This window comes from Pseudomonas sp. LBUM1656 (assembly GCF_059716065.1).
On the sequence record NZ_CP166800.1, the window covers coordinates 5,538,976 to 5,563,401 of the forward strand.

The 24,426-nt window shown below is 58.9% G+C and carries 24 protein-coding genes; 11 read left to right on the top strand and 13 right to left on the bottom strand.

The annotated features are described in order from the left end of the window. Positions 1-135: 135 nt before the first annotated feature. The 4 genes from glyA to ACA072_RS25075 all read left to right on the top strand — a co-directional run bounded on the left by glyA (position 136) and on the right by ACA072_RS25075 (position 4,471). Positions 136-1,389: a serine hydroxymethyltransferase gene (gene glyA / locus ACA072_RS25060; protein WP_109634995.1), complete on the top strand. Its 1,254-nt coding sequence runs from the start codon at positions 136-138 to the stop codon at positions 1,387-1,389. Between the two features lie 281 nt (positions 1,390-1,670). Beyond that, a complete protein-coding gene (locus ACA072_RS25065; RefSeq protein ID WP_497621252.1) occupies positions 1,671-2,984 on the top strand; it encodes a C4-dicarboxylate transporter DctA in 1,314 nt (437 codons plus the stop codon). A 67-nt stretch (positions 2,985-3,051) separates the two neighbouring features. Then, a complete protein-coding gene (locus ACA072_RS25070; protein ID WP_497621254.1) occupies positions 3,052-3,756 on the top strand; it encodes a FadR/GntR family transcriptional regulator in 705 nt (234 codons plus the stop codon). A 25-nt stretch (positions 3,757-3,781) separates the two neighbouring features. Next, the gene (locus ACA072_RS25075; RefSeq protein ID WP_497621256.1) at positions 3,782-4,471 is read left to right on the top strand and encodes a GntR family transcriptional regulator; all 690 of its coding nucleotides are present in this window, start codon (positions 3,782-3,784) and stop codon (positions 4,469-4,471) included. Between the two features lie 103 nt (positions 4,472-4,574). Here ACA072_RS25075 and yjiA read toward each other — a convergent pair whose 3' ends face one another. From yjiA to ACA072_RS25090, 3 genes are all read right to left on the bottom strand, one after another. After that, on the bottom strand, positions 4,575-5,543 hold the full coding sequence (gene yjiA, locus ACA072_RS25080) for a GTPase (protein WP_497621257.1): 969 nt from the start codon (positions 5,541-5,543) through the stop codon (positions 4,575-4,577). 163 nt (positions 5,544-5,706) lie between these two features. Further along, complete coding sequence (locus ACA072_RS25085; protein WP_461999897.1) at positions 5,707-5,904, bottom strand: YbdD/YjiX family protein; 198 nt, start codon at positions 5,902-5,904, stop codon at positions 5,707-5,709. A 14-nt stretch (positions 5,905-5,918) separates the two neighbouring features. After that, the gene (locus ACA072_RS25090) at positions 5,919-7,985 is read right to left on the bottom strand and encodes a carbon starvation CstA family protein (RefSeq protein WP_497621258.1); all 2,067 of its coding nucleotides are present in this window, start codon (positions 7,983-7,985) and stop codon (positions 5,919-5,921) included. Between the two features lie 158 nt (positions 7,986-8,143). Between ACA072_RS25090 and ACA072_RS25095 the strand changes: the two genes are divergently transcribed. Further along, positions 8,144-8,512 (top strand): PilZ domain-containing protein, encoded by a 369-nt coding sequence (locus ACA072_RS25095; RefSeq protein ID WP_497621259.1) that lies wholly within the window; start codon positions 8,144-8,146, stop codon positions 8,510-8,512. A gap of 133 nt (positions 8,513-8,645) precedes the next feature. Here ACA072_RS25095 and radA read toward each other — a convergent pair whose 3' ends face one another. Beyond that, positions 8,646-10,013: a DNA repair protein RadA gene (gene radA / locus ACA072_RS25100; RefSeq protein ID WP_109635008.1), complete on the bottom strand. Its 1,368-nt coding sequence runs from the start codon at positions 10,011-10,013 to the stop codon at positions 8,646-8,648. A 608-nt stretch (positions 10,014-10,621) separates the two neighbouring features. Between radA and mscL the strand changes: the two genes are divergently transcribed. Beyond that, positions 10,622-11,035 carry a large-conductance mechanosensitive channel protein MscL gene (mscL, locus tag ACA072_RS25105; RefSeq protein ID WP_497621260.1) on the top strand — a complete coding sequence of 138 codons (414 nt, stop codon included), beginning with the start codon at positions 10,622-10,624 and terminating at the stop codon, positions 11,033-11,035. 47 nt (positions 11,036-11,082) lie between these two features. Here the strand turns inward: mscL and ACA072_RS25110 are convergent, their stop codons facing one another. Then, the gene (locus tag ACA072_RS25110; RefSeq protein WP_497621262.1) at positions 11,083-11,859 is read right to left on the bottom strand and encodes a ferredoxin--NADP reductase; all 777 of its coding nucleotides are present in this window, start codon (positions 11,857-11,859) and stop codon (positions 11,083-11,085) included. A 341-nt stretch (positions 11,860-12,200) separates the two neighbouring features. Between ACA072_RS25110 and ACA072_RS25115 the strand changes: the two genes are divergently transcribed. Both ACA072_RS25115 and ACA072_RS25120 read left to right on the top strand, forming a co-directional pair. Continuing rightward, on the top strand, positions 12,201-12,911 hold the full coding sequence (locus ACA072_RS25115; RefSeq protein WP_497621263.1) for a LuxR family transcriptional regulator: 711 nt from the start codon (positions 12,201-12,203) through the stop codon (positions 12,909-12,911). A 187-nt stretch (positions 12,912-13,098) separates the two neighbouring features. Then, positions 13,099-14,223: a methyltransferase gene (locus tag ACA072_RS25120; protein ID WP_497621265.1), complete on the top strand. Its 1,125-nt coding sequence runs from the start codon at positions 13,099-13,101 to the stop codon at positions 14,221-14,223. Positions 14,224-14,302: 79 nt separating this feature from the next. On the opposite strand, the gene ACA072_RS25125 is transcribed toward ACA072_RS25120, so the two are convergent. The 3 genes from ACA072_RS25125 to ACA072_RS25135 are packed head-to-tail and all read right to left on the bottom strand — an operon-like array spanning position 14,303 to position 16,982. Further along, complete coding sequence (locus ACA072_RS25125; RefSeq protein ID WP_010467474.1) at positions 14,303-14,470, bottom strand: DUF2474 domain-containing protein; 168 nt, start codon at positions 14,468-14,470, stop codon at positions 14,303-14,305. Between the two features lie 58 nt (positions 14,471-14,528). After that, positions 14,529-15,536, bottom strand: coding sequence for a cytochrome d ubiquinol oxidase subunit II (gene cydB, locus ACA072_RS25130; protein WP_497621267.1), 1,008 nt, complete (start codon positions 15,534-15,536; stop codon positions 14,529-14,531). Positions 15,537-15,539: 3 nt separating this feature from the next. Further along, complete coding sequence (locus ACA072_RS25135) at positions 15,540-16,982, bottom strand: cytochrome ubiquinol oxidase subunit I (protein ID WP_497621269.1); 1,443 nt, start codon at positions 16,980-16,982, stop codon at positions 15,540-15,542. A gap of 485 nt (positions 16,983-17,467) precedes the next feature. Here ACA072_RS25135 and ACA072_RS25140 point away from each other — a divergent pair, with 485 nt between their 5' ends. After that, positions 17,468-18,706: an MFS transporter gene (locus ACA072_RS25140; RefSeq protein WP_497621271.1), complete on the top strand. Its 1,239-nt coding sequence runs from the start codon at positions 17,468-17,470 to the stop codon at positions 18,704-18,706. Here ACA072_RS25140 and ACA072_RS25145 read toward each other — a convergent pair. The 3 genes from ACA072_RS25145 to ACA072_RS25155 are packed head-to-tail and all read right to left on the bottom strand — an operon-like array spanning position 18,703 to position 22,417. Next, positions 18,703-20,904 carry a xanthine dehydrogenase family protein molybdopterin-binding subunit gene (locus ACA072_RS25145; protein WP_497621272.1) on the bottom strand — a complete coding sequence of 734 codons (2,202 nt, stop codon included), beginning with the start codon at positions 20,902-20,904 and terminating at the stop codon, positions 18,703-18,705. The genes ACA072_RS25140 and ACA072_RS25145 overlap by 4 nt on opposite strands. Next, positions 20,901-21,890 (bottom strand): FAD binding domain-containing protein, encoded by a 990-nt coding sequence (locus tag ACA072_RS25150; protein ID WP_497621273.1) that lies wholly within the window; start codon positions 21,888-21,890, stop codon positions 20,901-20,903. The genes ACA072_RS25145 and ACA072_RS25150 overlap by 4 nt, the downstream gene beginning before the upstream one ends. Continuing rightward, on the bottom strand, positions 21,887-22,417 hold the full coding sequence (locus ACA072_RS25155) for a (2Fe-2S)-binding protein (protein WP_497621275.1): 531 nt from the start codon (positions 22,415-22,417) through the stop codon (positions 21,887-21,889). Before ACA072_RS25155 ends, ACA072_RS25150 begins: the two co-directional genes overlap by 4 nt. Before the next feature lie 201 nt (positions 22,418-22,618). On the opposite strand from ACA072_RS25155, the gene ACA072_RS25160 reads away from it, so the two are divergent. Both ACA072_RS25160 and ACA072_RS25165 read left to right on the top strand, forming a co-directional pair. Beyond that, the gene (locus ACA072_RS25160; RefSeq protein ID WP_497621277.1) at positions 22,619-22,897 is read left to right on the top strand and encodes a type II toxin-antitoxin system RelE/ParE family toxin; all 279 of its coding nucleotides are present in this window, start codon (positions 22,619-22,621) and stop codon (positions 22,895-22,897) included. Positions 22,898-22,910: 13 nt separating this feature from the next. After that, a complete protein-coding gene (locus ACA072_RS25165) occupies positions 22,911-23,198 on the top strand; it encodes a HigA family addiction module antitoxin (RefSeq protein ID WP_497621278.1) in 288 nt (95 codons plus the stop codon). 6 nt (positions 23,199-23,204) lie between these two features. On the opposite strand, the gene ACA072_RS25170 is transcribed toward ACA072_RS25165, so the two are convergent. Then, positions 23,205-23,756, bottom strand: a complete 552-nt coding sequence (locus ACA072_RS25170) for a DJ-1 family glyoxalase III (RefSeq protein WP_497621280.1) — start codon at positions 23,754-23,756, stop codon at positions 23,205-23,207. A 67-nt stretch (positions 23,757-23,823) separates the two neighbouring features. Beyond that, positions 23,824-24,279 carry a DUF4879 domain-containing protein gene (locus tag ACA072_RS25175; RefSeq protein ID WP_497621282.1) on the bottom strand — a complete coding sequence of 152 codons (456 nt, stop codon included), beginning with the start codon at positions 24,277-24,279 and terminating at the stop codon, positions 23,824-23,826. Positions 24,280-24,426 lie beyond the last annotated feature (147 nt).

Here is a 24,426-nt window from a genome sequence, read left to right on the forward strand (position 1 = left end):
CGATTGGGCCGGCACAATCACCGCTGATCCCAGCATGAACGCCACTTGTCTGCGACATGATGTCCTTTCATATGCCATCTAAAACCCATTGGGTTAGAATGCCCCCCTTTTCTGCCCCGATCCTTGAGGACCGCCATGTTCAGCCGTGATTTGACTATTGCCAAGTACGACGCCGATCTTTTTGCCGCCATGGAGCAAGAAGCTCAGCGCCAGGAAGAACACATCGAGCTGATCGCTTCGGAAAACTACACCAGCCCTGCGGTGATGGAAGCTCAAGGCTCGGTACTGACCAACAAGTACGCCGAAGGTTATCCGGGCAAGCGCTACTACGGTGGTTGCGAGTTCGTCGACGTGGTTGAGCAGTTGGCCATCGACCGCGCCAAAGAACTGTTCGGCGCCGATTACGCCAACGTTCAGCCGCACGCCGGTTCGCAAGCCAACAGCGCCGTTTACCTGGCTCTGCTGCAAGCGGGCGACACCATCCTGGGCATGAGCCTGGCCCACGGCGGTCACCTGACCCACGGCGCCAGCGTTTCCTCCTCCGGCAAGCTGTACAACGCCGTTCAGTACGGCATCGACGCCAATGGCCTGATCGACTACGACGAAGTCGAGCGCCTGGCCGTTGAGCACAAACCGAAAATGATCGTGGCCGGTTTCTCTGCCTACTCGCAGATCCTCGACTTCCCGCGTTTCCGCGAAATCGCTGACAAGGTTGGCGCCTACCTGTTCGTCGACATGGCCCACGTGGCCGGTCTGGTCGCCGCTGGCGTCTACCCGAACCCGGTGCCGTTCGCTGACGTCGTGACCACCACCACGCACAAGACCCTGCGCGGTCCACGTGGCGGTTTGATCCTGGCTCGCGCCAACGCCGACATCGAGAAGAAGCTGAACTCCGCCGTGTTCCCGGGCGCCCAGGGTGGCCCGCTGGAGCACGTGATCGCCGCCAAAGCGATCTGCTTCAAGGAAGCGCTGCAGCCTGAGTTCAAGACCTACCAGCAACAAGTGGTGAAAAACGCCCAGGCCATGGCCAGCGTGTTCATCGAGCGCGGTTTTGACGTGGTGTCCGGCGGTACTGAAAACCACCTGTTCCTGCTGTCGCTGATCAAGCAGGAAATCTCCGGTAAAGACGCCGACGCCGCTCTGGGCAAAGCGTTCATCACCGTGAACAAGAACTCCGTGCCAAACGATCCACGCTCCCCGTTCGTCACTTCCGGCCTGCGCTTCGGCACTCCGGCTGTGACCACTCGCGGCTTCAAGGAAGCAGAGTGCAAAGAACTGGCCGGCTGGATCTGCGACATCCTGGCTGACCTGAACAACGAAGCGGTGATCGACGCCGTTCGTGAGAAGGTCAAGGCCATCTGCAAGAAACTGCCGGTGTACGGCGCTTAATTGCACCGCTGAACCGCAGCAATGAAAAACCGGCCACGTGATGGCCGGTTTTTTTTCGTCCGCATTTTTTTCGAAGTGCGAAAAGGCTCAAGGTCGGGCCATTGCGCCCAACTGGTAAGACCGGTCATGCCAATTGCTCAATTTCCGCTTGCGATCACCCAAAAACAACGCCTAGACTGCGCCTGCACTGGACATACCGGTAAGACCACAATAATTAAGTCCTGAATCTGATGCGCCCCCTCAAGCGCACGGCAGCCAGGACACCGACCAGGATTCCTCCCATGCTCAGATGGTGCTCGCGTTCAATCTTCCTCCAAGTGGTTCTCGGACTGGTGCTCGGCATCGTCTGCGGGCTGACCCTTCCTGAATACTCTGCCCAGCTCAAACCGCTCGGCGACGGTTTCATCAAACTGATCAAGATGCTCATCGGCCTGATCGTGTTCTGCGTGGTGGTCAGCGGCATCAGCGGTGCCGGCGACCTGAAGAAGGTCGGCCGCATCGGCCTGAAATCGGTGATCTACTTCGAGATCCTGACCACCATCGCCCTGGTGATCGGTCTGGTGTTCGCGTTCACCACCGGCATCGGCAGCGGCGCGAACATTCATCTGGATCAGCTTTCCGCTGCCGACATGGGCGACATCGCCCAGCGCGGTCAGCACATGCAAACCACCTCCCAGTTCCTGATGAACCTGATCCCGACCTCGGTCATCGGCGCCTTCGCGGAGAACAATATTCTGCAAGTCCTGCTGTTTTCGGTCCTGTTCGGCAGTGCACTGAACCTGGTGGGTGAAGCCGCATCGGGTATTTCCCGACTGATCAATGAGCTGAGCCACGTGATCTTCCGCATCATGGGCATGATCGTGCGCCTGGCGCCGATTGGCGTGTTCGGCGCCATCGCTTTCACCACCAGCAAATATGGCCTGGATTCGCTGCAGCACTTGGGCAGCCTCGTCGGCCTGTTTTACCTGACCTGCGTGGCGTTTGTGACATTGATTCTCGGCCTGGTGATGCGCCTTTCGGGCCTGAAGATGTTGCCATTGCTCAAGTACCTGCGCGAAGAACTGCTGATCGTCATGGGCACCGCCTCATCCGATGCCGTGCTGCCACAGATCATGCGCAAGCTTGAGCATCTGGGCATCGGCAGTTCGACGGTCGGGTTGGTGATTCCTACGGGTTACTCGTTCAACCTCGACGGTTTCTCGATCTACCTGACCCTCGCCATCGTCTTCATCGCCAACGCCACCGGCACGCCGCTGGCCATGACCGACCTGCTGACGATTCTGTTGGTCTCGCTGATCACCTCCAAAGGCGCCCACGGGATTCCCGGCTCGGCGTTGGTGATTCTGGCGGCGACACTGACGGCGATCCCGGCGATTCCGGTGGTCGGACTGGTATTGGTGCTGGCGGTGGACTGGTTCATGGGCATCGGCCGAGCGTTGACCAACCTGATTGGCAACTGCGTCGCCACCGTGGCCATCGCCCGCTGGGAAAAGGACATCGATATTCAACGGGCGAACAAAGTGCTTTCTGGCCAGGTGGGTTATACCTTCCAGCCCAGAAAACCCGTCGCCCCGGCGCATCAGCAGGAATTCTGAATAAACGCCGTGCCTGCCGGCGGGCAGGCACGGTCATCAACCGTTTTGGATGCTCATGGAGCGAACAGTGATTACCTCGTCGACCGTTGTGAACTCAGTCGTAGAAAAACTCCGGGCCGCTTTGGCCCGTGGTCAGTGGCGCTCCGGCGAAATGCTGCCGGGGCAACGTGAACTGGCCGAACAACTGGGCATCAGCCGCCCGAGCCTGCGTGAAGCAGTGATCGTGCTGGAAACCCTTGGCCTGGTGCGCTCGATGCCCGGCAAAGGCGTGGTGGTGCTGGACGCAAGTCTCAGCGACAGCCAAAGCCACGACAGCGCGATGGCCGGCGCCAGCCTGGAAGACGTGCTGCAACTGCGCTACACCCTCGAGCCGTTCATCGTCGGCCTGGTCGCGCAATCGATCAGCAGCAAGGAAGTCGGGCAACTGCGCCTGACCCTGATGGACATGCGCGAAGCGCTGGAGGCCAACGACAGCGAGGCCGGGGTCAATGCCTACATCGCCTTCCACGAAGAGCTGTTCACGCTGACCTCGAACCCGATTTTCCAGAGCGTGGTGCAGCAGACCAGCAATGCCCTCAAGCAAAGCGCCGAAGTGCTGCGCAACTCCCCCGAGCATTTGGCTGAACGTCTCGAAGAGAACGAAGCCGTGGTGCGCGCGATCCGCAGTAAAAACAGCGCCCAGGCCAGTGCCGAAATGCGCCGGCACATCCTTCGAGAGGGCAAGCGGATGGGCATCGAATTGAATATTCCGGACGACAACCTCGGCAGTTAAGACTGCTTCGAACTGGAGACAGGACATGAATAGCTTCGCTTCACCGCAGACACTCACTGCCCTGCCCTTTCCAGCGCGGGCGGACGATCTCTATTCGCGGCTCTTCGACGCCATTCTCGAACAGCGCCTCACTGCGTCCAGCCGTTTTACCGAAGAAAGCCTGGCGCAGATGTTCAGTGTTCGACGCAGTGACGTTCGAAGCGTGCTGACGCGACTGTCCCATCAGCAGATCATCGTCCTTCGGCCAAACCACCGGCCTCGCGTTGCCGCACTTGATGCCGAGCAGACCCGGCAGACGCTGCATGCGCGGCGGCTGACCGAAACCATGTTGGTGCGACTGGCCTGCCGGCAACCTCGTGCGCAGGACTTGAACCGCCTGCGTGCCCTGATCGAGAGCGAGCGCCGAAGTGCCGCGCGGGGCCCGGCGATTCGGCTGTCAGGAGAATTTCATTTGCAGTTGGCGGAAATGGCGGGGAATGCACCGTTGACGCATTTTCTCGGCAGTCTGGTGCCGCTGACGTCGCTGGCGATTGCGCAGTTTGATACCCACCTGGATGGAAATTGCGGTTGGCAGTTACATCAAGGCGTTCTGGAAGCAGTGGAGCGTGGCGATTCAGTCATGGCCGAAACGCTGCTAAGCCAGCATCTGGACCACCTTGAGGAAACACTGCTGAACTCAGGATCAAGATCCAGCCTGAATCGTGTTGCCGGTTAGATCGCTATCGCGAGCAGGCTCGCTCCCACAGGGGAATGCATTTCCAATGTGGGAGCGAGCCTGCTCGCGATGACGGCATAAGATTCACTGAAAATCTTTGGCTTTAGTCCGCAGCCACCCGCGCAAACCCCTCACGAATCTTCTCTTCCGGCAAATCATCAGCAATAAACACGATCACGCTTTCCCGCACCTCATCGTCCGCCCACTCGGTATCCCAGTCGAATCCGTAAAGCTTCAGCACCCCCTGAAACACCATCCGCCGCGGTTCACCCAGAATGCTCAACACACCTTTGTAGCGCAGCAGTTGCTTGCCATGATCTTCCAGCAGTTCGTTCATGAACTCGCTGAGTTTGTCGAGATCCAGCGGCTTGTCAGTGCGCAGCACCAGGCTGGAAATGCGGTCGATGGATGGCGCCTTGCCCACGGGGCGCAGGCTGATGCCGCCGAGGTCGGCATTCAGGTTGAAGCCGCGCACGTCGAGCAGCTCGGCCAGGTCGATCTTGCCGTGTTCGACCACGCGAATCGGCGCACGACGGTTGATCCGGGTCAGGCGTTCGCTCAGCGCGGTAAACGACGCTTCGTCCACCAGATCACGCTTGCTCACCAGCAAGCGGTCGGCAAAACCGATTTGCGCCTGGGCGATGGTCTGGGTCAGGTGAGTGTCGGCGTGGGCCGCGTCTACCAAGGTGATGATGCCATCGAGGATGTAACGCTCGCGCAGCTCTTCATCGATGAAAAAGGTTTGTGCCACTGGCGCCGGGTCGGCCAGGCCGGTGCATTCGATCACCAGCCGGTCAAAGGCGATTTCGCCGCTGTCCAGGCGTTCGAGCAGCAGGTACAAGGCCTTGGTCAGGTCGGTGTGGATGGTGCAGCAGACGCAGCCGTTGGACAGCGTCATCACTTGCACGGGTTCGTCGCCCAACAGCAGGGTGTCGATACCGGCGTCGCTGAATTCGTTCTCGATCACGGCGATTTTCAGGCCGTGTTCGGCTTTGAGCAGGTGGCGCAGCAGCGTGGTCTTGCCCGCGCCGAGGAAGCCGCTGAGGATCGTTACCGGGATGGGAGAGGACAACTGGTATCTCCTGTTTCACAAAATGAGAATTCAACACAAAAACAAATGTGGGAGCTAGCCTGCTAGCGATGGCGGACTGTCAATCAACAGTGATGTTGAATGTTCAGCCGTCATCGCCAGCAGGCTAGCTCCCACAGGAATTGCTGTTAACCCGACAACCGGGTCAACAGCACTTCGGCCCACCCTTGCCACCGTAACGAGCCTCCTGACGTTCCCTGAAGAACATCTCGTAAGTCATCACCGGTTTGTCCGGGTGTTTGGTTTGCATATGCTCGACGTAGGTGTCGTAGTCGGGCATGCCGACCATCAGGCGCGCGGCCTGACCGAGGTATTTACCGAGGCGACTCAGGTCATTGAACATCGTGCATTCCTCGATTACGCATCCGGCAGCGCCTGGAACGGTGCTTCTTTATCCGTACGTTCCTTGGTGCCCCAGGCGGAGATACCGACCTTGAGCGCATAGAACAGGATGCTGAAGACCACGAACAGGAACAGCGCGGTGAGCGTTGCGTTGGTGTAAGCGTTGAAGATCACGTGCTGCATCTGAGTGATGTCCTTGGCCGGGGCGAGGATCTGACCGTTGGCCAGGGCATCGCTGTATTTTTTCGCCAGCGACAGGAAGCCGATCGCCGGGTTGGCGTCGAACAGCTTGATGAAGCCTGCGGTGGTGGTGCAGATCAGCAGCCAGACGGCTGGCAGCATGGTCACCCAGACGTAACGTTGACGCTTCATTTTGATCAGCACAACGGTGCCGAGCATCAGTGCGATACCGGCCAGCATCTGGTTGGAGATACCGAACAATGGCCACAAGGTGTTGATACCGCCCAGTGGATCGATCACGCCCTGGTACAGCAACCAGCCCCACATCGCCACGCAACCGGCGGTTGCGATCAGGTTGGCGGTCCAGGATTCGGTGCGTTTCAGTGCCGGCACGAAGGAACCGAGCAAATCCTGCAGCATGAAGCGTCCGGCACGAGTACCGGCGTCGACCGCGGTCAAGATGAACAGCGCTTCGAACAGGATCGCGAAGTGGTACCAGAATGCCATGGTGTTTTCACCCGGCAGGACACTGTGCAGGATCTGCGCGATACCGACCGCCAGGGTCGGCGCACCACCGGCACGGGCCAGGATCGTGGTTTCACCAATGTCCTTGGCCACCGCTTGCAGCGCTTCCGGAGTAATGGCAAAGCCCCAGCTGCTGACGGTTTGGGCCACGGCCACCACGTCACCGCCGACGACGGCCGCCGGACTGTTCATGGCGAAATACACGCCTGGCTCGATCACCGAAGCGGCCACCATCGCCATGATGGCGACGAAGGATTCCATCAGCATGCCGCCGTAACCGATGTAACGGGCGTTGACTTCGTTATCCAGCAGTTTCGGCGTGGTGCCGGAGGAGATCAGCGCGTGGAAACCGGAGACCGCGCCACAGGCGATGGTGATGAACAGGAACGGGAACAGACCGCCCTTCCACACCGGCCCGGTACCGTCGATGAATTGTGTCAGCGCCGGCATTTTCAGCTCGGGCATGGTGATCAGGATGCCGATCGCCAACGCCACGATGGTGCCGATTTTCAGGAAGGTCGACAGGTAATCACGCGGCGCCAGAATCAGCCACACCGGTAACGAAGCGGCCACAAAACCGTAACCGACCAGCATCCACGTAATCTGCACGCCAGTGAACGTAAACGCCTTGGCCCAGACCGGATCAGCAGCAATCTGCCCACCGAGCCAGATCGAACCCAGCAGCAGCAACACGCCGACCACGGAGATTTCACCGATGCGGCCCGGGCGGATGTAGCGCATGTAAATGCCCATGAACATCGCGATCGGGATGGTCGCCATCACCGTGAAAATGCCCCACGGGCTCTCGGCCAACGCCTTGACCACGATCAGCGCCAGCACCGCGAGGATGATGATCATGATCAGGAAGCAGCCAAACAGCGCGATGGTCCCGGGGATGCGGCCCATTTCTTCACGGACCATGTCGCCCAGAGAGCGGCCGTTGCGGCGGGTGGACATGAACAGGACCATGAAGTCCTGAACCGCACCGGCCAGCACCACACCGGCAATCAGCCACAGCGTGCCGGGCAGATAGCCCATCTGCGCCGCCAATACCGGACCGACCAGCGGACCCGCGCCGGCGATGGCCGCGAAGTGGTGACCAAAAAGGATGTGTTTGTTGGTCGGTACGTAGTCCAGACCGTCATTGTTGAGCACGGCGGGGGTGGCCCGTCGCGGGTCGAGTTGCATCACATTGTTGGCGATGAACAGACTGTAGTAGCGGTAGGCAACCAGATAAATGGCCACGGCCGCGACCACAATCCACAAGGCGTTGATCGCCTCACCTCGGCGCAACGCCACGACACCAAGGGCGCAGGCGCCTACGATTGCCAGCAGCAGCCAGGGTAGGTGGCGTAGCAGGCTATTATTATTTTTCATTTTATGATTCCAGCCAGGGTGGACAAGAAAGACAGCCATTCGGAGTTTAGCGCTAACGGCCGCAAAGGCCATACCCCGACATATGTTGAGCGACCACTTTGCTGGCAGCCTTTGACGATGCGGGTCTATAGTCAGCGAACATTTACGAGGATTGCGCCATGAGCGAGCACCCTGCCGATCGCCGCCGCTTCAAACGTATTGCGTTCGATGCCCGAACCGAGCTTGGCCAAGGGGAATTTATCTGGCCGGTGAAGCTGATCGACCTGTCACTCAAGGGCCTGTTGATCGAGAAGCCCGAGCCGTGGCTGGGTAATCCGGATTGGCATTTCCTGGTCGATATTCATCTGACCGAGGACGTCGAGATCAAGATGGATGTGATGTTGACCCACGATGACCATGGCCAGCTCGGGTTTGTCTGCAAGCACATCAGCCTGGAATCGATTGAACGCTTGCGGCGGTTGATTGAATTCAACCTGGGGGATCCCGAGGAACTGGAGCGCGAATTGGGCGCCCTGATCGAAATCTGACGGTTCAACACTGATCCAATGTGGGAGCGGGCTTGCTCGCGAAGGCGGTGTGTCAGACAACATCATTACTGAATGTCAGTCCACCTTCGCGAGCAAGCCCGCTCCCACAGGGGGTTGTGTACTTTCTGGAAGGTTATTCGAACAACGCGTCAAGGGCCTGTTCCAGGCGGGTCACGGCAATAATCTGCAAACCCGGCGGCGCCTCTTTCGGTGCATTGCCCTTGGGCACGATGGCGCGTTTGAAGCCGTGCTTGGCCGCTTCCTTCAAGCGTTCCTGGCCACTCGGCACCGGGCGTACTTCGCCCGACAGCCCGACTTCACCGAACACCAGCAAATCATGCGGCAACGGCCGGTTGCGCAAACTGGACATCACCGCCGCCATCAACGCCAGGTCGGAGGCCGTTTCCAGCACCTTCACCCCGCCGACCACGTTGAGGAATACGTCCTGATCGTGAGTCGGGATCCCGCCATGACGGTGCAGCACCGCCAGCAACATCGCCAGGCGATTCTGATCCAGGCCCAGCGTGACCCGACGCGGGTTCGCCAAATGGCTGTCGTCCACCAGTGCCTGGACTTCCACCAGCATCGGTCGCGTCCCTTCCCACGTCGCCATGACCACACTGCCCGGCACTTCTTCCTGTGCACGTGTCAGGAAAATCGCTGACGGGTTGGAGACTTCTTTCAGGCCCTTGTCGGTCATGCCGAACACGCCCAATTCGTTGACGGCACCGAAACGGTTTTTCACCGCACGCAGCAATCGCAGGCGCCCATCGGATTCACCTTCGAAATACAGCACCGTATCGACCATGTGCTCCAGCACGCGCGGCCCGGCCAATGCGCCTTCTTTTGTCACGTGGCCGACCAGGAAAATCGCAGTGCCGCTCTGCTTGGCATAACGCACCAGCAACGCCGCACTTTCCCGAACCTGCGACACGCCACCCGGTGCCGATTGCAATTGTTCGGTGAAGATCGTCTGAATGGAGTCGATCACCATGACCTTGGGCTTTTCGACCCGGGCAGTGGCAATGATGGTTTCGATGCAGGTTTCGGTCATCACCCGCAGTTGATCCTGAGGCAAACCGAGACGGCGGGCGCGCATGGCCACTTGCTGCTGGGATTCTTCGCCGGTGACGTACAGTGCCGGCATGACTTTGGCGAGGTTGCACAAGGTTTGCAGGAGAATGGTCGATTTGCCGATGCCCGGATCACCGCCGATCAGCACCACCGAACCATCCACCAGGCCGCCACCCAACACTCGATCAAGCTCGCTGGATGCGGTGGAGAAGCGCGGAATCTCTTCGACGCTGACTTCGGCCAGGGTCTTGATCTGTGCCTGTTGGCCGGTCCAACCGGTGCGACCGCTGGGTGGTGCGGCACCGCCGCTCTCGACCATGGTTTCGGTCAGCGTGTTCCAGGCCCCGCACTCGCCGCACTGGCCGGCCCACTTGGGGAAGGTTGAGCCGCACTCGGTGCAGCCGTACATGCGCTTGGCCTTGGCCATCTGAACTCCCGACAAAAACCGCGATGATAGCTCAGCTGGGTTGCATCAGCGCAGGGAAGTTACCAGCGGACCTTCGGTAGCAACTAGCTCGTGCCGGCTTTTATTACCGAATAGTAATTTATGGGGAACTGTACAAATTTACCTAGAGACATATCGATCGTTAGCCCATCATTAAGAATCAAATCTGTACAAGCCTTTTATAATTTAAGGCCCAATGTACAACTCCCCCTAACTTCAATGCATCAATAGCAACAATCAAGTGCCACTCCTGTTATTCAAGGCGCTTACTTGGGTAGCGTTCATACATCTCAGATCGGGTGTTCATACCACCCAACTTTCAAGCCATCATTCATTGTTTTATCTTGTCTACTTCCCACACAGCAAAGGCCACTTACCAACAAAGCAAAGAAAGGACAGTACCGCACATCGGCTAGATAAAAAAATCGAGATTCGTGCCGGCACCGGTAAACCGATGATGGCATTTTGCAAACTTTTCCCCAGCGAACAGGTCGTTGGTAGCGCCCCCCGCAAGCGGTTGTTTCGAGCAAAATGCGTGTTGCTGATTTACACTCCGTTCACCAACCTCATCTGTAACAAGGAAATAACCTATGGGCGTGATAAGTGAGTTCAAGGCCTTCGCGGTCAAAGGTAATGTGGTCGACATGGCCGTCGGTATCATCATCGGCGCCGCGTTCGGCAAGATCGTTTCATCGTTTGTCGGCGACGTGGTGATGCCGCCAATCGGCCTGCTGATCGGTGGGGTGGACTTCAGTGACCTGGCCGTTACGCTCAAGGCAGCCAACGGGGATGTCCCGGCGGTGATGCTGGCGTACGGCAAGTTCATCCAGAGCCTGATCGACTTCATCATCGTCGCTTTCGCGATCTTCATGGGCGTCAAAGCCATCAACCGCCTGAAACGCGAAGAGGCCGTTGCGCCAACCCTGCCGCCGGTTCCAACCAAGGAAGAAGAGCTGTTGAGCGAGATCCGTGATCTGCTCAAAGCCCAGAACAATCAGCCCTGAAGGCTGGTGCATGCATAAAAACGGCGCCTTCGGGGCGCCGTTTTTTTTTACCAGAAGTTTTCCACTGCCACCTGGCCGGGTCGTCGACTGAGGCTCAAGTGCATGTCGCGCTGTTTTAGCAATTTGCGCGTGTCATCAATCATTTGAGGGTTACCGCAGAGCATGACCCGCGAATGCTCGGGTGTCAGCGCCACCCCTGCCACCCGCTCCAGCTCGCCATTTTCGATCAGCGTGGTGATTCGCCCGTTCAGGGCGCCGGGGTGCTGCTCGCGCGTGACGGTCGCAATGAACTGCAACTTGTGCGCGTAATCGGCCAGATAGTCGCGCTGCGTCAGCTCTGCAATCAGCTCCTGATACGCCAGCTCACGGGCCTCGCGTACGCTGTAGACGAGGATGATCCGCTCGAATTTTTCCCACACCTCGAAGTCCTGCAGGATCGATAGAAACGGCGCCACGCCCGTGCCGGTGGATAGCAGCCAGAGATCACGGCCATCGACGAAACGATCCAGCGTCAGGTAACCAAACGCCTGACGGTCGACCAGCAGCGTATCGCCGACCTCCAGCCGACTCAGTTCACTGGTGAACTCCCCGCCCGGCACGACGATGGAAAAAAACTCGAGAAACTCGTCATGGGGCGAGGAGACCATTGAATAGGCGCGCCACACGGTGCTGCCGTCGGCTTTGGTCACGCCCAGCCGGGCGAATTGTCCAGCGCGAAAACGAAAGCCGACATCTCTGGTAGCCCGCAACGTGAACAGGTTGGGGGTCAACGGCTGAACGTCTGTCAGGGTCTGGCGAGTGAATTTTTCGGCACTGGCGGTCATGGGGAACTCCATTCAACAGATGACCCAGTGTCCCGCAAAGCAGTCGATGTAAACACCGCTGATTTGTAGTGGCTTTAGACAATGCCTTATTTTGCCGTGATGACTGCGTTTGAAATTGGAAGGCGCCTTACATTAACCAGAAGGTACAAAACAAGTCTGGATAATTGCATGGTGTGCCTCATGCAACCTGTTCGTTCGGCGCTAAGAACTGGTTAGTTATTTTTCAGTCTTTTCAAGAGCGAAAAAATTACGACACATGCGTAGGAATAGTCCTACACTCGTGGCGTGCTGGATTTCGGATCCAATCCGCGCCCCCAAGATACCCGCATGGAGTTACATCGATGGAAATGTGGATGGAGTCACAATTAAGAGAGATATCTAACGCGAGGGATGTTGAGTCTGCATACAAGATGTCACTAGGCCTCGTACAAGACCTGGGCTTTAATTTCTGCGCCTTCTCAATAACATCACCCCCGCGAGGCCCGCACTATGAAAACGTCAATCTCAACAACTACCCAATCGACTGGAACGTGGCATATGAACAAAACCGCTTCAGAGAAATAGATCCAATACTGGCTCACTGCAATCAGTCTTCCCTGCCTATTCTCTGGGAAGAAAAGGTCTACTCGAAGACCCCACTGCTGTGGAAGACGCAGAAAAAACAAGGCCTGGAATATGGCTTGTCGCAACCGCTGCATGACGACAAAGGGCTTCACAGCGTATTGAGCGTCGCCAGCAGCAGTCATCCCATCACCCCGTATGAGCTGTATGAAAACCTGGGATACGTGCTCTTCATCAGCCATCACTTACACGGGCTCGTCGCGCAAAAACTGCCTCACCGCGTGCCGCAATCGTGCGCGCCTCATTTAACTGCGCGCGAAATTGAGATCCTGAGACTGTCGGCTGATGGCAAGACCGCCTGTGAGATCGCCATAATCCTCAACCTAGCTGAACGTACTGTAAATTTCCATGTCAGCAGTTGCATCAAAAAACTGAACGTCAACAACAAGATCGCGGCGGTCATCGCGGCAGCCAGGGCCTGCATGATCTGAGCAGTACCTCCGAGTACCGAGGCTGAAAAACCCACGAGTAATCCAAGAGAAAAAAACGTACCATTTGCGGCTCCTCCAGAGTGATGACGAGTGAAACACCACGTCGCAGTCCACTCGGACGGCCCGCCCGCTACAACGCTTCAGGCATGGGCCACCATACCCGTTGACTACCCAGAGCCCCCGCCTCATGCCCCTGCTCGAAACGCCCTTCGCCCAACTCGATTTGATCCGTCAGCCAGAACAGCAGAATGAACCGCTGCAAGCTTTTGATGCCGCAGACGAATACCTGCTCAATCATCTGGCTGAGCAGCAACCGGCCGCAGACACCCGGGTGCTGGTACTCAACGATAGCTTCGGCGCTTTGGCCGCGAGCCTGGCGGGAAACGTCCGGGTGACCAGCAGTGGCGACTCGTTCCTGGCCTTCCAGGGCCTGGAAAAGAACCTGATCCGCAACGGCCAGGCCTTCGATGCCGTACCTAGCGTACCGGCCAATCAAGCCTTCGTGGGGCCGTTCGACCGTGTATTGATCCGCGTGCCGAAAACCCTGGCCTTGCTGGAAGAGCAACTGATTCGCCTGCAAAGCCAACTGGCTCCAGGCGCCCAGGTGATTGCTGCAGCGATGGTCAAGCATTTGCCTCGCGCCGCCGGTGATCTGCTGGAGCGCTACATCGGCCCGGTGCAAGCCTCGTTGGCGGTGAAAAAAGCCCGGCTGCTGATCGCAACACCTGAAGCCAAACCCGCCGCCGTGTCCCCCTACCCTTCCCGCTATCTACTCGACACTCCGGCAATCGAACTGCTGAACCACGCCAATGTGTTCTGCCGCGAGGGGCTGGATATCGGCACACGAGCCTTCCTTCCACACTTGCCGCAGAACCTCGGCACAGCACGCGTCGCCGACCTCGGTTGCGGTAACGGCGTACTGGCAATCGCCAGCGCCCTGCAAAACCCTGACGCCCAGTACACGCTGGTGGACGAGTCGTTCATGGCGATGCAATCGGCCACCGAAAACTGGCGCGCTGCGCTGGGGGATCGTGAGGTGATCGTGCGCGCTGGCGATGGCCTGGCCGGGCAAGAAGCGCAATCGCTGGACGTGGTGCTGTGCAATCCACCGTTTCACCAGCAACAGGTCGTCGGCGATTTTCTCGCCTGGCGGATGTTCCAGCAGGCGCGCGAAGCCCTGGTGGTTGGCGGCGCGCTGTACATCGTCGGCAACCGCCACCTGGGTTACCACAGCAAGCTCGCGCGGCTGTTCCGTGGTGTTGAACAAGTAGCGGCTACGCCGAAGTTCGTCATTCTCAAAGCCCGCAAATAATCGCAGGTAAAAAAAACCCGCCATGACAGAAGGGTTTGAATCCGTGCCGCAAGGCAACGGGATGGGAATGTCGAGTGTTTCAATGCGTGGACAGACCTGCGGCGTTCATGAACATGCGCATCAGGCTCGCCACGATAAACAGGGCCCCCACGCTACCGACCCAGATCAAGGCCAACCAACCAAGGCGCTGCCAAAGCGGTTTCTTCTCTGCGGCCTTGATTTCCTCCAGGGAATGTTTGCCAGCCATCATCGTGACCTCCTCTGAAACGGCACAGGAATAAGCCCTGGCGCCGTTGTCGTATTTTCTAGTGATAACCGTCTTCGTGGGTCACCTTGCCGCGGAATACGTAGTAGCTCCAGAAGGTGTAACCCAGGATGAACGGGATGATGAACAGCGTACCGACCAGCATGAAGCCCTGGCTTTGCGGCGGTGCAGCGGCGTCCCAGATCGAGATCGACGGCGGCACGATGTTGGGCCACAGGCTGATGCCAAGGCCGCTGTAGCCAAGGAAAATCAGCACCAGGGTCAGCAGGAACGGCGTGTAGTTCGCATTGCGGGCCACGGCTCGAATCAGACCGTACATGGTCACCAACACCAGGATCGGCACCGGCAGGAACCAGAAAAGATTCGGCAGTGTGAACCAGCGAGCGGCGATTTCAGCATGAGCCAGCGGGGTCCAGATACTGACGATACCGATCACCGCCAACACCACGAACGCCAATGGCCGTGCCAGATTGTGCATCTGCTCCTGCAACTTGCCTTCGGTCTTCATGATCAGCCAGGTGCAACCCAGCAGCGCATAAGCCACCACCAACGCGAGGCCGCAGAACATTGTGAACGGCGTCAGCCAGTCCAGTGAACCCCCGGCAAACTGGCGATTGACCACCGGCAATCCGTCGATGAATGCACCCAGCGCCACCCCCTGGAAGAAGGTGGCGGCAATCGAACCACCGATGAATGCCTTGTCCCACAGGTGACGCTTGTCGTCCTTGGCCTTGAAGCGGAACTCGAACGCCACGCCACGGAAAATCAGCCCGATGAGCATGAAAATCAGCGGCAGGTACAGCGCCGAGAGCACCACCGAATAGGCCAGCGGGAACGCGCCGAACAACGCCGCGCCGCCCAGTACCAGCCAGGTTTCGTTGCCATCCCAGACGGGGGCGACGGTGTTCATCATCACGTCACGGTCGGTCTTACCCGGGATGAACGGGAAGAGAATCCCGATCCCCAGGTCGAAGCCGTCCATGACCACGTACATCATGATGCCGAAGATGATGATCACGGCCCAGATCAGCGGAAGATCAATACCCATGACTCAAATCTCCTTGGTCAGGCTGGGGCTGTGGTCAGCGTCCGAACCATCGTCGTCGGCGGCGGAAAGCGGACGGGCCGGCGTACGTTTCTGGCCAGGGCCACCGTCGTTGGTTTCCTTGCCTTCGTCGATCTTCGGCCCTTTGCGCACCAGGCGCATCATGTAGCCCAGACCGGCGCCGAACAGCGCGAAATACACCACCACGAACAGGATCAGCGTAATGCTCATCTGCATGAAGCTGTGATTGGAGGACGCGTCCGCCGTGCGCATCAGGCCATAGACCACCCACGGCTGACGGCCGATTTCAGTGGTGAACCAACCGGCGAGGATCGCGATCAGGCCGGACGGGCCCATCCACAACGCCAGGTAGAGGAACGGTCGCGAGGTGTACAGCTTGTCGCTTTTGCGCAGCCACAGGCTCCACAGACCGGTGAAGATCATCAGCATGCCCAGGCCCACCATGATCCGGAACGACCAGAAAACGATGGTTGAATTTGGCCGGTCTTCAGGCGGGAAATCCTTGAGCGCAGGTACTTGCTTGTCCAGGGAGTGAGTCAGGATCAGGCTGCCCAGGTACGGGATTTCCACCGCGAATTTGGTCCGTTCTTCTTTCATGTCCGGCCAGCCGAACAGGATCAGCGGGGTCGGCTCATCGCCGTGGTTTTCCCAGTGACCTTCGATTGCGGCGATTTTCGCCGGTTGATGCTTGAGCGTATTGAGCCCGTGGAAGTCACCGATGACGGCCTGAATCGGCGCCACGATCAAGGCCATCCACATGGCCATCGAGAGCATGGTGCGGATCGCCGGGTTGTCCTTGCCGCGCAGCAAGTGCCAGGCCGCCGAAGAGCCAACGAAGAAAGCCGTCGCGACGAACGCGGCCGTTGCCATGTGCATCAGACGGTAGGGGAATGACGGGTTGAAAATCACTGCAAACCAGTCGGTTGGAATGACCTGGCCGTTGATGATTTCGAACCCTTGCGGGGTTTGCATCCAGCTATTGGAGGCGAGAATCCAGAAGGTCGAGATCAGCGTACCGATGGCGACCATGACCGTGGCAAAGAAGTGCAGATTGCGCCCGACCTTGTTCCAGCCGAACAGCATGACGCCGAGGAAACCGGCCTCAAGGAAGAACGCGGTCAGGACCTCGTACGTCAGCAACGGCCCGGTCACGGAACCGGCGAAGTCCGAGAAGCGGCTCCAGTTGGTGCCGAACTGATAGGCCATGACCAACCCGGATACCACACCCATGCCGAAGTTGACGGCAAAGATCTTCGACCAGAAATGGTACAGATCGCGGTAAGTGTCGTTGTTCGTCTTCAGCCACAGACCTTCGAGCACCGCCAGGTAACTCGCCAGGCCAATGGTGATGGCCGGGAACAGGATGTGGAACGAGATGGTGAACGCGAACTGAATTCGGGCGAGATCAAGCGCCTCCAAACCGAACATAAGTTTTCCTCTGTCAGGTAATACCGGCTGAAGGCTTGCGGCCTGCACCCACTGCCCCCACGGATATGGAGTGTGGCGAATTTGCATTCGTTCTTTTTTTACAAACATCACAACGTAGGGAGTCTGGCCATCTGGCCGCCGGATCATTTCCACAAGGGTCTTGATCTGGATCAAGCAATGGTTGAAAGAGTAGTCCGATTTTTGACGATGGACGGTGTGGTCTTTTGACGCGTGACAGGTTGCCTCATCGCTCTGGCAATCAGTCGCAACACATTCCCTGTGGGAGCGGGCTTGCTCGCGAAAGCGATATGTCGGTCACCTTATGGTGAATGTGCCGACGTCTTCGCGAGCAAGCCCGCTCCCACCGGGAGATTTCTGTGCTTTTGGAGATCGGTGTCTAGCTAACTAAATTTTCCAAACCTGCAACTTCTGGTTACAGGTTGGTGATAATCTCGACCCTCCGATCGCTCAAGACCTGCTCTCAGATGCCCAGCCAAGCGCCCCTGCTGTTACGTCATCACCGTCCTTTTATCGCGTTCTGGTTGGCTCGGGTGTTTACCGCCAGCGGTTTTCAGATGCTCACCGTGGCCATCGGCTGGAATCTGTATCAACTGACCGGCAATGTGCTCGACCTGGGTTTGGTGGGGCTGGTGGAGTTTGCCCCGCGGGTGCTGTTCATGCTGCACACGGGGCATGTCGCAGACCGCTATGACCGGCGCAAGGTCGCGGCGATCTGTCAGTCCCTGCAAGCGTTGATCGCCTTGTCCCTGGCCATCGGCAGTGCGACCGACCATGTCACCCGGGAGATGATCTTCATTCTCGCGTTCCTGCTCGGCGCCGCGCGCTCCTTCGAGATGCCGACCACCCAGGCTCTGCTGCCGAGCATCGTGCCCAGCGCGCTATTCCCCCGCGCCGTTGCCGCCGCGCAGTCGGCCCAGCAATCGGCCACCATCGTCGCCCCGGCCCTGGGCGGTTTGCTCTATGCCTTCGGCAGTGTCTGGGTGTATGGCCCGACGGTGATTCTCTACATCATTGCCTGCCTGTTGATGCTCAACCTGCCCGCCCGGCAGACACCACTGAACAAGGGCAAGGCGACCCTCGACTCGCTGCTCGCGGGCATCCGCTTCATTCGCAGTCGTCCGGACATTCTCGGGGCGATTTCCCTGGACCTGTTTGCGGTATTGCTCGGCGGTGCGACGGCGCTGCTGCCGGTGTTCGCCAAGGACATCCTATTGACCGGCCCATGGGGCCTGGGCCTGTTGCGTTCAGCCCCGGCAGTCGGTGCGCTGCTGATGTCGCTGTACCTGGCGCGATTTGCCGTGGAGCGCAAAGTCGGGCGGGTGATGTTCACGGCCGTCGGCGTGTTCGGCGTTGCGACCATCGCGTTCGGCCTCTCGACCTCGTTCTGGTTTTCCCTGGCCGTGCTGGTGGTGTTGGGCGCGGCTGACATGATCAGCATGGTGATCCGCGCCTCCTTCGTACAACTGGAAACACCGGACGAAATGCGCGGCCGGGTCAGCGCCGTGAACGGTTTGTTCATCGGTGCCTCGAACCAGTTGGGCGAATTCGAATCCGGCGTCACCGCCCATTGGTTCGGCACCGTGCCGGCGGTGGTTATGGGTGGGATTGGCACGCTGGTGGTGACTGGGGCGTGGATCAAACTGTTCCCGACCCTGGCAAACCGCGACCGCATGCATGTGCCGGTGGACGAAGTCAGGGTCTAAAGCAGCTTGTCGAGGGTGATGGGGAAGTCCCGCACCCGCTTGCCGGTGGCGTGGTAGATGGCGTTGGCCACTGCCGCTGCGACCCCGACGATACCGATTTCGCCAACGCCCTTGGAGCCGAGAGCGTTGACGATCTCGTCGTGTTCTTCGACAAAAATCACATCAATGTCGCCGATGTCAGCGTTAACCGGGATGTGGTATTCGGCCAGGCTGTGGTTCATGTGACGGCCCAGGGCATGGTCGGTTTGCGTCTCCTCGTGCAAGGCCATGCCGATGCCCCACACCACGCCGCCGAGAATCTGGCTGCGAGCCATTTTCGGATTGACTACGCGCCCGGCCGCAATCGCACTGACGACACGGTTAACCTTCACCGTGCCCAGGTCCTCGTCCACCAGCACTTCGACAAACACCGCTGAATGGGTGGCGGTGGCGTAGGCTTCGCGCTTCTTGTCCGGTTCGGCGTCGACCTGGGCCTCGATCGTTTCTTCACCACAGTCCCGAGCAAGGTCGGCCAGTTTTAATCGCGCCTCACCAAACGAAAGATGTCCGTCTTCAAAAACGGCTTGTTCAGCGGTCACGCCTGCGAACGCAGGCGAAGTCTGCCGCGCCACGGCGAGTAATTTTTCCTTTAATGCCTCACAGGCCTGCTGAACGGCAGTGCCGACTGATGACACGGTGAATGATCCGCCCTGCAACGGCGCAGTCGGCAATGAAGAGTCGCCGAGGACAAAAGTGACATCCTCTACAGAAACGCCTGACGCCTGGGCGGCTATTTGCGTCATGACCGTGTAGGTGCCGGTGCCGATGTCGGTGGTGGCGCTACTGACGGTCAGCTTGCCGTTGTGATCGAGCGACGCCTTGGCGCTGGCCTTCTGCTGCATCGCCTCCCAGACGCCACCGGCCATGCCCCAACCCACCAACTGTCGTCCCTGGCACATGCTGCGCGGTTCGGGATCGCGTTTTTCCCAGCCAAAACGTTTGGCACCCTGGGCATAGCATTCGCGCAACTCTTTGCTGGAATAGGGTTTGTCTTCGTTCTCATTGCGCTCCGCGTAGTTGATCAAACGCAACTGCACCGGATCGATTGCCAACGCACAGGCCAGTTCGTCCATCGCGCATTCAAGGCCAATCAGCCCCAACGCCGCGCCCGGCGCTCGCATGTCGAGCGGCGTGAACACATCCAGCGGCACCAGTTTGTAGGCCAATTGCACGTTGTCGCAGTGATAGAGCATGCCGCTCCACTCCACCACATGCTCGGTGAAATCCTCGAACCGCGAAGTCTGGCCAATGGCGGTGTGAGCGACGGCGAGCAGACGGCCGTTTGCCGCAGCGCCTAATTGCAAACGCTGCAGGGTGCGGGGGCGATAGCCGAAGGTGAACATCTGCTGGCGCGTCAATGTCACGCGCACCGAGCGCTTGAGTTGCAGCGCCGCCATGACTGCCAAAGGCAGTTGATACTGCGGACGCAGGCCCGAACCGAATGCGCCGCCGACATACGCCGCGAAAATTCTGACCTGCTCTTTCTCAAGCCCGAACACCTTTTGCACATACGACTGACAGTTCTGCGGGCCCTGGGTCTTGTCATGGACGTGCAAGCTGCCGTCGGCCTGATAGAGCACCGTGCTGGCGTGCGGCTCCATTGGATTGTGATGCTCGATCGGGGTGCTGTAGTTCAGGTCCAGGCTCATGGCCGCGCCGGCGAACTCAGCCTGAAAGTTCCCACGCGGCTTGGGCAGTTCGGCGGGTGCCGGATGGGCTTCGCCTTGCAGGCATAGCAGATCGGTCTGATGGGCGTCGGTTTCGTATTCAATCTTGATCAATGAACCGGCATGGCGCGCCAGCTCAAGGTTGTCCGCAACAACCAGTGCCAGCGGTTGCCCGCTGTACAGGACCCGATCGTTATACAAAGGCCGGAACGGTGAGCCTTCGGCCGAGTCGGCGTCGTCATAGTCTTTGTCGTAGCTGGCGATCTTCGGGCGGTTACTGTGATCGATCACCGCTACGACCCCGGGCAACGCCAAGGCCTTCGATGCATCAATACGAATCACCCGTCCGCAAGCGATGGTGCTGGAAACAACACTGCCTTGAAGCAGGCCGTCCTCGGGAAACTCGCCGGCGTAGCGCGCCTGTCCCGTCACTTTGAGCTGGCCGTCAACCCGGTCAAGCGGCTGCCCCATGGGTTGAGTGTAAGTGTTCATCGGGCTTGCCCTCCCTGCGCGGCATCGCTCAGTGCGCGGACGATCGCCCGGCGCGCCAGTTTCACTTTGAAAGCGTTGTGTTCAAGCGGTTCGGCTTTTTGCAGCAATGCATCGGCGGCGGCGATGAAGGTTTCGCGGCTGACTTCTTTGCCAACCAGCCAGTCTTCCACGGCCCTGTCGCGCCAGGGTTTATGCGCCACGCCGCCAAGGGCCAATCGCGCCTTTCGAATGATCGGTCCGGACAAATCGAGCGCTGCTGCGACCGAAACCAATGCAAAGGCATATGACGCGCGATCACGAATTTTCAGGTAATGGCTGTGTTCGGCAAAACCGGTGGCGGGTAATTCGACAGCGGTGATCAGTTCATCGTTGGCGAGCTGGTTGTCACGTTCGGGAGCATCGCCCGGCAGACGGTGGAAATCAGCGAACTCGATGGTCCGCGCACCGCTGGGGCCTTGCACGTGAACCACGACCTCCAGTGCGGCCAAGGCCACGCACATGTCTGAGGGGTGGGTAGCGACGCACGATTCACTGGCGCCGAAAATCGCATGAATCCGGTTCAGCCCGTCCCGCGCCGGACAACCGCTGCCGGGTTCCCGCTTGTTGCATGGCACGCCGGCGTCATAGAAGTAATAGCAGCGCGTGCGTTGCAGCAGGTTGCCGCCGGTGCTGGCCATGTTGCGCAATTGTGGTGACGCGCCGGCCAGAATCGCCTGGGACAACAGCGGGTAGCGCTGTTCGATCAACGGGTGCCACGCCAGTTCGGCATTGCTGACCAGTGCACCGATCATCAGCGTCCCTTGGGCCGTTTCAGTGACATCGCGCAAGGGCAGCCCGGTAATGTCGATCAAGTGTTCTGGGCGGGTGACATTTTCCTTCATCAAATCCAGCAGGTTCGTACCGCCGGCGATGAAATGCGATGCCGGGCCGGCGAGATGTACGGCGGCTTGTACCGAATCGGGTTTGCTGTAGTGGAAAGGATTCATTGGCCGCCCCCCTGCTCAGGTTGGCGGCAGGCGGGAAGCACTTCTTTGATGGCGTCGCGAATATTATTGTAGGCACCGCAACGGCAGAGGTTGCCGCTCATCAGTTCTTGAATGTCTGCGGTGGTTTGCGCCCGCCCTTCATTGACCAGGCCGACCGCCGAGCAGATCTGCCCCGGTGTGCAATAGCCGCACTGAAAGGCATCGTGCTTGATGAAGGCTTGCTGCATGGGGTGCAATTCGTCGCCAGTCGCCAACCCCTCAATGGTGATCAGCTCCGCCCCGTTACACATCACCGCCAGCGTCAGGCAGGCGTTCACCCGCTTGCCGTTAAGCAACACCGTGCAGGCGCCGCACTGTCCGTGATCGCAGCCTTTTTTTGTGCCGATCAGGTCCAACTGCTCACGCAGCAGATCCAGCAACGTGGTCCAGGGCAAGACGTCGAGCTGTCGCTCCTGACCGTTGAGCGTCAGGCGTGCCGGATGACGGACGAAGGACGGCTGCGCCGCCTCGGGAGTGGTCGCACTCATAAACACCTCACGGTTGGTCGTACGTTCGCGGCGTTTTGGCAAACCGCCGTCATAAGGGGTACGACTTCGGGGTGGGATGAGCGTTCAAGAGAATTGATGGGCGTGAAAATGGCTGAAAAACAGGTCGATGCACATATTCGCCGACAAGGTGCAGTACATGGATAGTGCATAAAGTGTAATGTATCGCCTTACACTCGACCCATGATCAAATCATTTCAACACAAAGGCCTTCGCGGCTTCTATGAAACCGGTTCGACTCGTGGGATTCGCGCAGACCATGCAAAGCGTCTGGCTCGGATGCTCCAGTTCATGGACCGCGCAGAGCTGCCTGGCGATCTCGACTTGCCGGGATGGCGGCTGCACCCACTCCGAGGTGAGTTGGCCGAATATTGGTCATTGAGCGTTTCGGGGAACTGGCGAGTTATTTTTCGTTTTATCGGATCGGATATCGAACTGGTCGACTATCTGGACTACCACTGACAGGAGGCAGGACATGCCCATGCACAACCCGCCGCACCCTGGCGAAACGCTTCTGATGGATGTATTGCCCGAGCTAGGCATCAGTGTCACAGAGCTGGCACGTCACCTGGGATTCGCTCGTCCGCATCTTTCGCGTGTACTGCATGGCCACGCGCCAATCAGTCCGGATTTGGCGGTGCGTCTCGAGCGCGCCGGTATTGGCAAGGCGCGCATGTGGTTAGGTGTCCAGACCGACTACGATCTCTGGCAAGCGGAGCATCGTGAGCAACCGATTATCCAACCCATTGCCAGTCACGCCTGACATTTTTCAAACCACCAACTCCGCCGCCACGGCAGTTCGCGTGGCTTTACCGCAGAGTTGCTCCACCAGCGTCAGGGCAAACTCCAGAGCAGCTCCCGAGCCTTGGGCAGTGATGCAATTGCCGTCGACCACCACCGGCTTATCGACAAAATTACAACCCGACAGTTGATGGCTGGCCGATGGCAGGCAGGTCATTCGCCGCTGACGCAAGACGCCAAAGGCTTGCAGCGCCAGCGCTGGAGATTCACCGATGCCTGCGAACAGACGCCCCGCGGCGGCCTGGTCCTTGACCAATTGTTGCAAGGGTTGATGCGCGGCGAGGTGTTGTGATCCGACCTCTCCGCCGGGCAGAGCGATCAGGTCGAACGGCTGGGCCAGCAAATCCACCAGCATCGCGTCGGCGGTCAAGCGGGAACCACGGGCACAGGTGATCATGCGCCGGCCCTCGATGCTCGCCACCACCACTTCAACCTTGGCGCGGCGCAGCACATCGATCAGGGTGACAGTTTGCAGGTCATCGATGCCCTCTGCGAGGGTAATCAAAGCTCTAAAGGTCATGGGTGCGGTCCACAGAATGATCTTTAAAGCGTAGCCAGCTTTCCTGACCCTTGTTCGAGTGCAGCCGTTACTTGATGTAAAGCTGGGTCGACATCGTGTTGCCCGGCGCGTTGATCGAGGTGTTGCTGAAGGTGAAGGTGCCGTTCTGTTTGCCTGCCAGGTCCAGGACATAAAGATAACCGATGGTTTTTCTCCCGACAGTGCATTCGGTGAGATTGCCGTTATCAAAAGCACAAACCGGCGTCCGGGTGCCATTCACGTCGAAACCATCCAAGGCAACATATGCCTTGCGACCGTAGCCGACCTCTAGGACGTACACCTTGATGTTCGGTCCACTGTGGTCGCAGCGCGTCTGCTCCTGCCCTTCGGCAATATCTTCAAACCCGCAGGATGGCGATTCAACCTTGACCACTTTCAACTGACTCAACGGCGGCGCCATCGCGGCCGAGGCAGTTTGCGCCCCCAGCAACAACGCCATCGCGACGCCAATAACCGCAACCCCACACTTTTTAATGCAATCCATAACGCCCCCCAAAACCAGCGCGCAGTATGGCTCAGTTCGCTTTACGGCAAAACATCGGCGACGATCGCAGCCATAAGCAGCCACAGCCCCACGCTGCTGGTATGATGCGCGGCTTTTTCCGACCCGCAGAAAATTACCAGGCGCCTT